The sequence below is a fragment of the Acutalibacter sp. 1XD8-33 genome (assembly GCF_003612555.1).
Classification (GTDB): Bacteria; Bacillota; Clostridia; order Oscillospirales; family Acutalibacteraceae; genus Acutalibacter.
Map to the genome: position 1 here is coordinate 151,256 of NZ_RAZF01000007.1, position 11,848 is coordinate 163,103.

Genomic DNA, 11,848 nt, shown 5'->3' on the forward strand with positions numbered 1-11,848 from the left:
CCAGATAATATTTGGAAAGGGAACGGTATCAACTCATGAAACGATACGACACGGTCGTCATTGGCGCGGGAGTCACCGGAAGCGCCGTGGCCCGGGAGCTCTCCCGGAGAAAGGGACGCTTTCTGGTGCTGGAAAAGGCCTCCGATGTGTGCGAGGGCACCAGCAAGGCCAATTCCGCCATCATTCACGCCGGGTTCGACGCCCAGCCCGGTTCTTTGAAAGCCAGAATGAACGTGCGGGGCAATCTGATGATGGACAAGCTCTCGGAAGAACTGGACATTCCCTTCCGGCGTGTGGGGGCCTTGGTGGTCTGCCTACGGGAAGAGGAGCTGCCTAGGCTCCGAGAGCTCCAGGAGCGGGGCCGGGAAAACGGCGTGGAGGGGCTGGAGCTCCTCTCCGGGGAGCAGGCCCGGGCCCTGGAGCCCAACCTGTCGAAGGAGGTGTGCGGGGCCCTGCTGGCGAAAACCTCCGGGATCATCTGCCCCTTTGCCCTCACCCTGGGTCTGGCGGAAAGCGCTGCCAAAAACGGGGTGGAGTTCCGCTTTGATACGGAGGTGACGGGCCTCTCCCCCGAAGAGGGGGGCTGGGTCCTCCAGGCCGGAGGGGAGGAGGTCCATACGCGGACGGTGGTGAACGCTGCCGGGGTCCACGCGGGCCTCCTCCACAATATGGTATGTGAACAGAAACTGGCAGTCATCCCCCGGAAAGGGGAGTACTGCCTGCTGGACAAGACCGCCGGGGGCCATGTGGGCCGCACTATCTTCCAGTTGCCCGGCAGACTGGGCAAGGGCGTGCTGGTGAGCCCTACTGTCCACGGCAACCTGCTCCTGGGCCCTACCGCCGCCGATGTGGAGGATCCCGACTCCACCGCTACCACCGCCGCCGGCCTCACCGAGGTGATGGAGAAGTCCGCCTGGGGGGTGAAAGATATCCCCTACCGGCAGGTGATCACCTCCTTTATGGGCCTGCGGGCCCACGAGGCCGGGGACGACTTCGTTCTGGCGGAGAGCGCGCCGGGCTTTTTCGACGGGGCGGGGATCGAGTCTCCGGGCCTGTCCAGCGCCCCGGCCATCGGCGAATATCTGGCCGGACTGGTGACGGACAAGCTGGGCCTAGAGGAGAACCCCGATTTCGACCCCATCCGCAGGGGCGCGCCCAGAATCGCGGAGCTGCCCCTTGAGGAGCGGGCGGCGAAGATCGCGGAGAATCCACTCTATGGAAATATCATCTGCCGGTGCGAGGAGGTCTCCGAGGGGGAGATCCTGGACGCCATTCACGGCATTCTGGGGGCCAGGACTCTGGACGGCGTGAAGCGCCGAACCCGGGCGGGCATGGGCCGGTGCCAAAGCGGCTTCTGCTCTCCCCGGGTGATGGAGATTCTGGCCCGGGAGCTTCGCTTGGATCTTACGGAAATCCGGAAAAATGGCGGGGATTCCCAGATCGTGTTGAAAAAAACCAGAGGGGAGAGGGAAGCATGAGCCAGAGCGGCATTCACGAGATTGCCATCATCGGCGGCGGGCCTGCGGGGCTGGCGGCGGCCATCGCGGCCAGAGAGGCCGGCGCGCGGGACATCGTCATCCTGGAGCGGGAAAAGGAGCTGGGGGGCATCCTCAACCAGTGCATCCACAACGGCTTCGGCCTGCACACCTTCCAAGAAGAACTCACCGGGCCCGAGTATGCCGCCCGGTACATCCGGCAGGTGAAGGACCTGGGGATTCCCTATCTTCTCAGCACCACCGTGGTGGACCTGCGCCGGGAGGAGGATCATGTGGCCGTCACCTCCGTCAGCCGCCGGGACGGCCTGCTCCAGACCCGTGCCAGGGCCGTGGTGCTGGCTATGGGCTGCCGGGAGCGGCCCCGGGGAGCCCTGAACATCCCCGGAACCCGCCCCGCCGGAATCTTCTCCGCGGGCACGGCCCAGCGGCTGGTGAACCTGGAGGGCTACCTGCCCGGGAGGCGGGTGGTGATTCTGGGCAGCGGGGACATCGGGCTCATTATGGCCCGGCGGATGACCCTGGAGGGGGCCAAGGTCCTGTGCGTGGCGGAGATCCAGCCCTATTCCGGCGGGCTCAAGCGGAACATCGTCCAGTGCCTCCAGGACTACGGCATCCCCCTGAAGCTCAGCCACACCGTGGTGGACATCCGGGGGAAGGAGCGGGTCTCCGGGGTGACCATCGCCCAGGTGGACCAAAACCTGAAACCCATCCCCGGCACAGAGGAGGACTTCGACTGCGACACCCTGCTGCTGTCCGTGGGCCTGCTGCCGGAGAACGAGCTGTCCAAGGCCGTGGGGGTGGAGTTGGCTCCGGCCACTGGCGGGCCAAGGGTCAACGAGAGCCTGGAGACCAATATCCCCGGGGTGTTCGCCTGCGGGAACGTGCTCCACGTCCACGATCTGGTGGACTATGTGTCCGAGGAGGCCGCCAACGCCGGACGCTGCGCCGCTCGGTTCGCCGCCGGGACCCTCTCCGGCGGAGGGCGGGAGATCCCCCTGGCCCCAGCCGGGGCCGTGCGGTACACTGTGCCCGCCGGGGTGGACCCTGTCCGCATGGACGGGGAGGCCGTGGTCCGCTTCCGGGTGGGGCGGAACATGCGTAAGGCGGTGGTCACCGTCTTAGCGGAGGAGCCGGGGCAGGAGCCCAGAACCCTCCTGCGCCGGAAACGGCCCGTCATGGCCCCCGGCGAGATGGAGCAGATCGCCCTGAAAAAGGAATGGCTCACCGGCGATGAAACGAAAATCACCGTGGAAGCCAGAGAGGAGGACGCCTGATGCCTATTGTAGAGCTCACCTGTATCAGCTGCCCCTTGGGCTGCCCCCTGAAGGTGGAGACCGACGGGGAGGGGAAGGTCCTGGGGGTAACCGGAAACACCTGCAAGCGGGGGGAGGCCTACGGCCGCAAGGAGGTCTCCGCGCCGGAGCGCACCGTCACCTCCACCGTGCGGGTGGAGGGGGGCGTACCCCCCGTGATCTCCGTGCGCACCCGGACCGATATCCCCAAGGAAAAGATTTTCGCCGTGATGGAGGCTGTCCGCCGGGCAGTGGCCAAGGCACCCGTTCAGATCGGGGACGTAATCATCAAAAACGTGGCGGACACCGGCGTGGACCTGATCGCTACAAAATCCACAGAGCCATAGGAGGTGTCCCTTTGCTGGACGAGAGAATTACCACCGTGCTCTTCGACCTGGACGGCACCCTGCTGCCCATGGAGACGGAGCGCTTTACAAAAGCCTATTTCAAGCTCCTGGCCCAGAAGGCCGCGCCCTACGGCTACGCCCCGGAATCCCTGGTGGCGGCGGTGTGGAAGGGCACCAAGGCCATGGTGATGAACGACGGCTCCATGAAGAACGACCAGCGCTTCTGGGAGGTGTTTGCCGGGGAGCTGGGGGAGCGGGTGCTGGACATGCGGCCCATATTCGACAGCTTCTACGCCAACGAGTTCCACGGGGCGAAAGTCGCCACGGGGGAGAATCCCCTGGCGAAAAAGGCCGTGGAGGGCCTGAAGATCCAGGGCCGGCAGGTGGTTCTGGCTACGAACCCGCTGTTTCCGGCGGTGGGCGTGGCCACCCGGCTGAGCTGGATCGGCCTGGAGCCGGAGGACTTCCTCCACGTGACCACCTACGAGAACAGCTCCTACTGTAAGCCCAACCCGGCTTATTTCGCCCAGGTTCTGGAGGCCGTCGGGAAGCGCCCGGAGGAGTGCCTGATGGTGGGCAACGACCCCCGGGAGGACGTGCTGGCGGCGGGGCAGGCGGGCATCTCCGCTTATCTTGTCACCGATTGCCTGGAAAACGCCGGGGACGCGGACCTCTCGAAGATGGAAAAAGGCAGCTTCCGGGAGTTTTTGCGGTTCGCCGGGGTAGACTAGCGGTTAAGGCCGTGGGGTTGTCTCACCTGCCGGTTCGGTCGGCGACGGGAAATCGCCACTGGCGATTGTCGCCCCCACACCCCACAAACTTTTACCCACTCCTCACTACGTTCGTCGTGAACATTTTGCGGAACAACATTGACCGGTCCAGCTGGTCTTAAGCTGGCGGGGAGTTTGAGGGCGCGCAGCCCTCAAGGTCTTTGTCCTTAAACTCCTGAGAAGCGCATTTTTGGTGGTGAATTGCCGCGCAGCGGCAAGAGGGGACTTTTTGCAAGAGAAAAAAGTCCCCTGGAAACCGGAACCAGCCAGTGACGAGTGTTCGCACCCAGCCCAGCAGAGTTTTGCTTCGCAAAACTCATGACACACCGCGAAACTCAGCTATATCCTCTCGCCATGCTTGGCGCCGTGTGCCCCGCTCGGGTTCGTCCGAAGGACGAACCGCCGGGGAAACGGGCAAAGCCCGTTTCCCCACGGCCATTTTGCGGCTTGCGCAAAATGCGAGCGGGGCGGATGCGGGAAAGGCCAGCTCTGGGCGCAGGCACAAAGCCAATTCGCCCGCCTGGCATGGTGCTCCGCAATCAGCCCGCGCACGCACTCACGCGCCCATACAAACACTCAAAAAATATATTATAAATAATCAAAGGAGGAAAATCTATGTCTGTACTCACATTGACCCAGGAAAATTTCGAGGCCGAAGCGTTGAAATCAGAGATCCCCGTGCTGGTGGATTTCTGGGCCGCCTGGTGCGGCCCCTGCCGGATGTTCTCGCCCATTGTGGACGAGTTCGCTGAGGAAAATCAGGACAAAGTCAAGGTCGGCAAGGTGAACGTGGACGAGCAGCCCGATCTGGCCGGCCGCTACGGGGTGATGAGCATCCCCACGGCCATCCTGTTCAAAAACGGCGAAATCGCCGCCACTCTGGTGGGCTTGCAGCAAAAATCCGCGCTGGAGGATTTGATTCAATAGTGGAACCTGAAAAGAATATCCTCGACATGCTAATTGTGGGGGGCGGGCCCGCTGGGTACACCGCCGCCCTGTATGGCGCCCGAGCGGGGCTCTCTGTCCTGCTGCTGGAAAAGCTGGCCCCCGGCGGTCAGATGGGCACCACCGATATGGTGGACAATTACCCTGGCTTTCCTAAAGGAGTCAACGGTTTTGATCTTGCCATGCAGATGAAGGAGTGCGCAGAGCGCTTCGGGGCAAAGACGGCTTTGGAAGAGGTTTCCGCCCTGGAGCTCACCGGAGAGGTCAAGCTGGCCCATACTCCAAAGCACATATATCAGGCTCGGACGGTGGTGCTGGCTATGGGCTCCCATCCCCGGGAACTGGGTCTGGAAAGGGAGGGGGACCTGCGGGGCAGGGGTGTCTCCTACTGCGCCACCTGCGATGGAATGTTTTACCGGGGCAAAACCGTGGCGATTGTCGGAGGCGGGAACACCGCTGTGTCTGATGGACTGTACCTGTCCCGGCTCTGTGACAAAATCTATCTGATTCACCGGAGAGACAAGCTGCGTGCGCCCCTCCCCCAGCAGAAGGCTTTGGAGCAGGCGGGCAACGTGGAATTCCTCTGGAACAGCGAGGTCACGGCGCTGCTCTCCGGGGACAGGCTCTCCGGGCTGAGGGTACGAAACAAAAAGACCGGCGAAGTCCAAGAACTGGCCTGCGACGGGGTGTTTATCGCGGTGGGCCAGGTGCCGGACGCTCAGCTGGCTGTGGGACAAGTTGCCTGCAGCGAGGACGGCTATGTGCTGGCAGGAGAGGATACCCGCACGAATCTTCCGGGTGTTTTTGCCGCCGGGGACCTGCGGAAAAAACCTTTGCGGCAGATCGTCACCGCCGCCTCAGACGGAGCCGTGGCGGCCGCTATGGCCCAGGAATATCTGGATGGAAGATAAAAGTACAAAGGCCCTCCACACAGGTGGGGGGTCTTTGTACTTTTATCTGCGAGGGCCGCCGTTATAGGGATTGGGCAAGAGGTTGTAGTTGTGCCGGGGACGCTCGTTGGGCATAAAAAAGTAGACGAATTTAATAGAAAATATGTCGCAGACAATGAAATTATTTACTGGTTCATCGTAGAGCGTGACAAAACTCCTGCCTACAAAGTACAGGATTCCTTGCTTACGCACGATCTCCCCTGTGCCAATCAGGAATTCAATGACCACAAAGCTACCGATATTCTGGGACAAAATGGACTGCATGGAGCCCCGCATTTCCTCAGAGTCGAAATCCTCTTGGGGAGGATGCTCAAAATTGTCCAGGACCGCCGCGCCGTCAGCCTCGGCCATATAGTCCGCCCGGCTTTGCAGCCTGCGCATGGCCGGAGAATTTCTGCCGCATTCTCTCATGTTTCCGTTCATATGCCGCCTCCTTTAAAATCGTCAAGTTTCCGCATAGCTCTCTGTGGGATTATAGAAGCAGTGGTCTCCCAGGCGGATCACAAACTGTCCTACCTGCGAGGGAAAATACTGCCGGCAATTGGGGCTGAATGGGTTGAAATACCACAGGGCGAAGCCCAGGTTGGTAAGCCGGTTGCCCGCGATGGCCCAGTCGGCAATATTGTAGTGGACGTCGGTAGGCCGCATATTATAGATGTTCTGCATGTTGTAGCGCCCGCCCACCATCTCCATCACGCAGGTGAACTGCCTGGGCTGATAGACTACCTCCCGTATGGTGTACAGCCGGCCATATTCCCCATAGGTCACCTGGACCCGGTTCATCACCACGCAGGCCACCGCCTGCATTCCCGTGTCGCCCTCGCCCCCAGCCTCACACTCAATGATCCTCGCAAGGATCTCTCTGTCTGAAAACGCCACGCCGCCTTCCTCCTTGGAGCCCGCCGCCGGGCTTTTCCGGCCCGCGGTTTCCCTTCCGGGGGCTCCGGGTATTTCTCTTCATGATATGCCCCCCGCCGGGGAAATAGACCTTATCGGGGAAGGAGGCTTCCTCACAGAGCTGTTTCCTGTCAAAATCCCGGTATTTAATTGTTAACGAGGAGTTAAGTTTGCTATTATTTCCAATAAAGCAAAATCCAACTCCAGGTTTACGTTATAATAAAATCGCGGCGGAGCTCTCCGGCGGAAAGGAGGGGGCTTTGTGTTTCTGGTCCGGCGCCGACATGAAATAAAGAGGTGCTTTATCGTGAAAAGAATTTTGACAGTTCTGGCAGCGGCCCTGCTGGTCTCCCTTCTCGCGGTGTCCGCTTCGGCGGCGACTGCCGAAAATGCGGAGGCAATCGCGGAGGCCAGGGAAGGCCAGGAGGAAATGCGCCGGGATTACCTGAATGCCGGGTGGAAGGATATTTCCAGCAGGCTTCAGGCAGAGGCCCATGCGGCGGAAATCGACCCGGATACCTGGGAGCTCGCCCATCGGGATCTGGAGGCGGCCGCCGAGGAGGAAAAAGAAGCCATCCTAGCCGCCCGCAATGAGATCATCTATAGCTATAGCTGGTCGATAGACGAGGTTACCAGTTATGTTCTGGATCCGGAAAAGCAGGAGTTCGGGTTTGTGCCCTCCTTCTCAGAGCTTTTCCCCGAGGACTGGGACGTTCCCTGCCAACCGATATCAGAAAAAGATAGAAAAGCCCTGGAAGAGCAAATGGCTGCCAGCATGGTAGCAATGTCGGAGGAGTTTGTTGCGCAAATAAACGACATATTTAGTTTCTGACCCTGTGGTGATATATAATAGCGATTTATATATCACTAAGTTCGCAAGTGGCAGTGGAAATACGGCACCGTTTTGCGGAGTTACTTTTCCAAATACCAAGGTGACGAATTTCGTTGAGTCCGGGGCGATTGAGTCTAAACAAGCGGGACTTACAAGCGTAAACATCGGGTATTCAAGGTCGAACGGCTCGAGCATAGACTACTATAAAAATCTCCCTATTGGGATGCTATATGGCTTGAGGGTTGGACCTAGGAGCGGGGTATCCCAGGTATTTGTAAGAGCAAGTACACATACTACCGCAGGTATTGCTAAAATGTATGTGAAACGGGAAGTACAAGTAAATTAAGTTGCATTTACGAGGGAGGGCCGAAAAGGCCCTCCTTTTAATTTTTGTGGTCATCCCTTGACCACCGCCCAGTTGTCCTTGATATAGATGACGCCGGAGACCACCGTCACCGCAGCCACGGCCCAGCACAGGGCCTGCGTGACCAGAGACACGAAAAGAGCGTCGGAGCCGCTGGCGGCGGCCGCCAAAAAGTAGTAGAGCAGAATGCTGGCCATCTGCAGCACAGTTTTGACCTTGCCCCACATATTGGCGGCAATCACCTTCTGATTTGCTGCGGCCACCATGCGAATCCCCGCCACCGCGAATTCCCGGAACAAGGTGAGAGCTAGTACCACAGGACTGCATACGCCGTCTGCCATCATATACAGAAATGCGGCGGTGGTGAGCATCTTGTCTGCCAGGGGGTCCGCAAACTTGCCGAAATCCGTCTCCAAGTGGTATTTCCGGGCAATTTTGCCGTCCAGCAAATCAGTGAGGCTGGCCAAGGCAAACACCGCCCCCGCGATAAAGCTCCATAGGCGGCTGAAGTCTGGCGTGCCGAATTTCACCCAGGCAGCGAATACCATAAAGATTGGCACCATGGCCACCCGCAACAGAGTCAGCTTATTGGGCAGATTCATTTTCATTTCTTTGCCTTCCTTTTGCGTATGAGTAACGCGGCTTTGTAAGTTCTATACTCTTTGAGAGGCCAATATGTACTTCATAAAAGCATACTTTTGAGAAGTATGTGCCGGCGGCAGGGAAGCCCCGTTCCCAAAGAACCGTCCATCAGCGGTCCACCAGCACCCCTGTCAGGTCGCCGTCCAGGCAGTCCTTGATCTCTACCTGCGCAAACTGCCCCAGCACAGGGCGTTTTCCTGTCTCCCCCAGGGTGAAGAAAATCCGGCCGTCTACATCCGGCGCGTCCATATAGGACCGACCGAACCAGCACTCTGCATAGCGGTCAAAGCCCTCCACCAGCACCTGGAGTCTTTGACCTATGTAATGTTGAGCCTTTTCCTCGGCAATGTCCATCTGCATCTCTCCGATGATTTCCGCCCGGCGCTCTTTTTCTTCCTCGTCTATCTGTCCAGGCAGATCCGCCGCCGGAGTGCCCTCCTCCTGAGAATAGGTAAAGCAGCCCAGCCGGTCAAAGCGGACCTCCTTCACGAATTCTGCCAGTTCCTCAAAGTCCTCTGTCCTCTCCCCAGGGAAACCAGCGATCAGGGTAGTGCGCAGGATCACCCCAGGCACCCTCGCCCGGATTTTCTCCAGCAGAGCGGTTAAAGAGGCCCGGCTTCCCCGACGGTTCATGTCTTGCAGCACCTTTTCCGAACAGTGCTGCAGGGGCAGGTCGATATAGGGCACCACCTTTTCCTCCTGGGCCATCACATCCAAAAGCTCATCGGTAATGGCGTCCGGATAACAATAGAGCACCCGGATCCACTGAATTCCGTCAATCCTGCACAACCGCCGGAGCAGCTTTCCCAAAGAATATTCTCCATAGAGGTCTATCCCATACCGGGTGGTATCCTGGGCAATAAGCACCAGCTCCTTGGCCCCATTCTCCGCCAGAGCCAGGGCTTCCCCCTCAATGCTCTCCATAGTGCGGCTGCGGTAGCCTCCCCGGATAAAAGGGATAGCGCAGTAGGAACAGCGGTTGTCACAGCCCTCGGCAATTTTCAGATAGGCAAACCAGCTGGGGGTGGTCAGCTCCCGTCCGCCGGAGAGGGGCAGCCTGTCCTTCTCCGGGAACGCTTCTACCGATCCGCGCTCCAGGATCTCCCGGATATATTTGGCAGGATCCTCATTGGCTCCAATGCCCAGTACACCGTCCAGCTCTGGCAGCTCCTTGCGGATTTCTTCCTGATACCGCTCTGAAAGGCATCCCGTGGCCACCAGCTTTTTAATGCGGCCCTCTTTTTTTAGCAGGCCCAACTCTAAAATTTCATCGATGGACTCTTTCTTCGCGCTGGCAATAAATCCGCAGGTGTTTACAATGGCGACATCCGCCATTGCAACATCGTCCACCAACTCAAACCCAGCCGCTTTCAGCTTCGCCATCAGCAGTTCGCCGTCCACCTGGTTTTTGGCGCAGCCCAGACTAATCATTCCAACCCTTACCGGCATATGAAAAACCTCCCTCTAGTTTGGCGCGGTCAGCGCGCACCTTGCCAAAGAACTCTCCGTACCGTCTCCGGCCCATATTTCCTTGGCCCGGACACTTTTTCCACTCGTCTGGGGAACCCAGCGGGCATCTGCCGTTTCGCTTGGCCGCAGATCCGTGCCCCGCCGGTGGAGCCTCCCAGTACGGTTACCCTATGCGCCATAGACATCCAGCGGTTCCGGGTCAGGGGGCTTTCGCCAAAGCCCGCACGGCCGCAAAAAAATCATCGCTATAGGCTCCAGCCAGGATCTCTCTGGTCCTGGCCTTTCGCTCCCATTCGTCTAAGGGAAACCATTTTGCGGCATCTACCTCGCCGGGTTGCAGGGCTAGCTCCTCTATGGCGAGATTCCGCTTCAGCCCATAGACGTCCATGAGAAAGCCGCCGCCCCCGGGCTCCGTCACGGTTCGCCGGCAGAGGAAGCAAAGATCCTCCGGCGCGGCGGCAACGCCCGTCTCCTCCCGCAGTTCCCGCAGAGCCCCTTGCAGGCTTGTCTCCCCGGACAGCACGCCTCCGCCGGGGTTTTCCCACACGCCCGGATAGACGCTTTTCTCCATGCTCCGCAGAGTGCACAGCACCTCGCCAGCTGAATTTACAATCACGATGGTCACCGCCAGATGGTAGTCTCCTGGGGCCATAGGATCCGCCCGGTTGTGGACGCGGCCCACCGGATTTCCTTCCCTGTCATAAACATCCCAAAGCTCCATATGCAGTCCTTCCTATGATTAAAATTTCCGGACCTTTCAAAGCCGCAGACCGGGAAGCCGTTATTCCTGCCTCGCGCTTTTATGGCTTCCGGCTTTTCTCAACCGTAGAAGCCGTTTTGCCGGAGGGCGGCTTTCTTCCTTTCCGGCCCCGCCGATTCAGCAGAGCTTTCCAATCCGCGCCAACACCGCCGCGTTCCAACCACATGCTCACCTCGCCGCCCAGAAAGAGGATGTACATGCAGAAGAACAGCCAGAACATCAGGATCACCAAGGTGGCCAGACTGCCATAGATGGAAAAATTCGAGAAATTTTCCACAAAAATGGAGAAGAAAAAGGAAAACAGCACCCAGCCCCCGGCTCCAAAGGCCGCCCCGGCCAGATTGTGCCGGAAGCGCACCTTTCGCCTAGGTACAAAGGTGTACAGCAGCGTAAAGAAGAAAAACAACAACACAAAGCCTACCAGAGATTTAAACTTTATCAGAAGCGCGGCGGCCAGGGGCCAGCGGTCCAGCAGAAAATAGTAGATGGTGGAGCCGAACACCAGCAGCAGTGCCGCGGCGATGAGCACCACGGCCAGCATGATCACATAGACTACGGCCATGGCCCGCAGCATAATGTAGTTGCGGGGGGTTTCCACCTCGTAGATATGGTCCAGGCCCTTGATGATGGCCACCATGCCCATGGAGGAAGACCAGATAGACATAATGACGGCCACAGGCAGCACACCGGAGGCCTCAATGGGGCTGGGGATGATCTCTCTGAGCGCGGTAGAAAAAGCGGCGGGAAGCAGCTCCAGAGCGGCCTCTATCATGGTAACTCCGGAGGAAAAGTGGATGCGCTGCATCAAAGTGAGCAGAAACGCCACAAAGGGCAGAAAGGAGGTGATGAGGAAGAAGGCCCCGTGGGCCGAGGCGGAGTCCAGCCGGTCCCGGTTGACCCGGTCCACAAACCAGAGGATATGCTTTTTCAGAAATTTCCACATGGCGGGACCTCCTTTTTAAGACCTTGGGGCTTCGCCCCAAACCCCACAAACTTTTTGAAAAAAGTTTGATCAAAAACTTTTACCCACTCCTCGCTTTGCTCGTCGTGAACATTTCATGTTGTTTGACGAGCTAACCGAAT

Annotated in this window: 13 protein-coding genes; 7 read left to right on the plus strand and 6 right to left on the minus strand. The window is 59.1% G+C overall.

Annotation, left to right across the window (positions count from 1 at the left end):
* Positions 1-35 precede the first annotated feature (35 nt).
* The 6 genes from D7X94_RS07790 to trxB all read left to right on the plus strand — a co-directional run bounded on the left by D7X94_RS07790 (position 36) and on the right by trxB (position 5,761).
* The gene (locus D7X94_RS07790; protein ID WP_120427161.1) at positions 36-1,478 is read left to right on the plus strand and encodes an NAD(P)/FAD-dependent oxidoreductase; all 1,443 of its coding nucleotides are present in this window, start codon (positions 36-38) and stop codon (positions 1,476-1,478) included.
* Positions 1,475-2,770: an NAD(P)/FAD-dependent oxidoreductase gene (locus tag D7X94_RS07795; protein WP_120427162.1), complete on the plus strand. Its 1,296-nt coding sequence runs from the start codon at positions 1,475-1,477 to the stop codon at positions 2,768-2,770. The genes D7X94_RS07790 and D7X94_RS07795 overlap by 4 nt, the downstream gene beginning before the upstream one ends.
* On the plus strand, positions 2,770-3,135 hold the full coding sequence (locus D7X94_RS07800; RefSeq protein WP_120427163.1) for a DUF1667 domain-containing protein: 366 nt from the start codon (positions 2,770-2,772) through the stop codon (positions 3,133-3,135). Before D7X94_RS07795 ends, D7X94_RS07800 begins: the two co-directional genes overlap by 1 nt.
* Before the next feature lie 11 nt (positions 3,136-3,146).
* Complete coding sequence (locus tag D7X94_RS07805) at positions 3,147-3,866, plus strand: HAD family hydrolase (protein WP_120427164.1); 720 nt, start codon at positions 3,147-3,149, stop codon at positions 3,864-3,866.
* A gap of 654 nt (positions 3,867-4,520) precedes the next feature.
* Positions 4,521-4,832: a thioredoxin gene (gene trxA, locus D7X94_RS07810; protein ID WP_120427165.1), complete on the plus strand. Its 312-nt coding sequence runs from the start codon at positions 4,521-4,523 to the stop codon at positions 4,830-4,832.
* A 26-nt stretch (positions 4,833-4,858) separates the two neighbouring features.
* Positions 4,859-5,761, plus strand: coding sequence for a thioredoxin-disulfide reductase (trxB, locus tag D7X94_RS07815; RefSeq protein ID WP_120427178.1), 903 nt, complete (start codon positions 4,859-4,861; stop codon positions 5,759-5,761).
* A gap of 42 nt (positions 5,762-5,803) precedes the next feature.
* Here the strand turns inward: trxB and D7X94_RS07820 are convergent, their stop codons facing one another.
* Positions 5,804-6,223: a hypothetical protein gene (locus D7X94_RS07820; protein ID WP_120427166.1), complete on the minus strand. Its 420-nt coding sequence runs from the start codon at positions 6,221-6,223 to the stop codon at positions 5,804-5,806.
* A 21-nt stretch (positions 6,224-6,244) separates the two neighbouring features.
* Positions 6,245-6,679 (minus strand): cell wall hydrolase, encoded by a 435-nt coding sequence (locus D7X94_RS07825; RefSeq protein ID WP_120427167.1) that lies wholly within the window; start codon positions 6,677-6,679, stop codon positions 6,245-6,247.
* Between the two features lie 325 nt (positions 6,680-7,004).
* On the opposite strand from D7X94_RS07825, the gene D7X94_RS07830 reads away from it, so the two are divergent.
* Positions 7,005-7,529, plus strand: a complete 525-nt coding sequence (locus D7X94_RS07830) for a hypothetical protein (protein WP_147401679.1) — start codon at positions 7,005-7,007, stop codon at positions 7,527-7,529.
* Positions 7,530-7,925: 396 nt separating this feature from the next.
* Here D7X94_RS07830 and pgsA read toward each other — a convergent pair whose 3' ends face one another.
* The 4 genes from pgsA to D7X94_RS07850 all read right to left on the minus strand — a co-directional run bounded on the left by pgsA (position 7,926) and on the right by D7X94_RS07850 (position 11,708).
* On the minus strand, positions 7,926-8,501 hold the full coding sequence (gene pgsA / locus D7X94_RS07835) for a CDP-diacylglycerol--glycerol-3-phosphate 3-phosphatidyltransferase (protein WP_442857891.1): 576 nt from the start codon (positions 8,499-8,501) through the stop codon (positions 7,926-7,928).
* Between the two features lie 142 nt (positions 8,502-8,643).
* The gene (rimO, locus tag D7X94_RS07840; protein WP_120427169.1) at positions 8,644-9,984 is read right to left on the minus strand and encodes a 30S ribosomal protein S12 methylthiotransferase RimO; all 1,341 of its coding nucleotides are present in this window, start codon (positions 9,982-9,984) and stop codon (positions 8,644-8,646) included.
* Positions 9,985-10,204: 220 nt separating this feature from the next.
* Positions 10,205-10,726, minus strand: a complete 522-nt coding sequence (locus D7X94_RS07845; RefSeq protein WP_120427170.1) for an NUDIX hydrolase — start codon at positions 10,724-10,726, stop codon at positions 10,205-10,207.
* A 79-nt stretch (positions 10,727-10,805) separates the two neighbouring features.
* Positions 10,806-11,708 (minus strand): YihY/virulence factor BrkB family protein, encoded by a 903-nt coding sequence (locus D7X94_RS07850; RefSeq protein ID WP_120427171.1) that lies wholly within the window; start codon positions 11,706-11,708, stop codon positions 10,806-10,808.
* Between the last annotated feature and the right edge of the window lie 140 nt (positions 11,709-11,848).

Coding starts and splice junctions, on each gene's coding strand:
- D7X94_RS07790 (WP_120427161.1), top strand. CDS start 36: ATGAAACGATACGACACGGTCGTCATTGGCGCGGGAGTCACCGGAAGC.
- D7X94_RS07795 (WP_120427162.1), top strand. CDS start 1,475: ATGAGCCAGAGCGGCATTCACGAGATTGCCATCATCGGCGGCGGGCCT.
- D7X94_RS07800 (WP_120427163.1), top strand. CDS start 2,770: ATGCCTATTGTAGAGCTCACCTGTATCAGCTGCCCCTTGGGCTGCCCC.
- trxA (WP_120427165.1), top strand. CDS start 4,521: ATGTCTGTACTCACATTGACCCAGGAAAATTTCGAGGCCGAAGCGTTG.
- trxB (WP_120427178.1), top strand. CDS start 4,859: ATGCTAATTGTGGGGGGCGGGCCCGCTGGGTACACCGCCGCCCTGTAT.
- D7X94_RS07820 (WP_120427166.1), bottom strand. CDS start 6,223: ATGAACGGAAACATGAGAGAATGCGGCAGAAATTCTCCGGCCATGCGC.
- pgsA (WP_442857891.1), bottom strand. CDS start 8,501: ATGAAAATGAATCTGCCCAATAAGCTGACTCTGTTGCGGGTGGCCATG.
- rimO (WP_120427169.1), bottom strand. CDS start 9,984: ATGCCGGTAAGGGTTGGAATGATTAGTCTGGGCTGCGCCAAAAACCAG.
- D7X94_RS07845 (WP_120427170.1), bottom strand. CDS start 10,726: ATGGAGCTTTGGGATGTTTATGACAGGGAAGGAAATCCGGTGGGCCGC.
- D7X94_RS07850 (WP_120427171.1), bottom strand. CDS start 11,708: ATGTGGAAATTTCTGAAAAAGCATATCCTCTGGTTTGTGGACCGGGTC.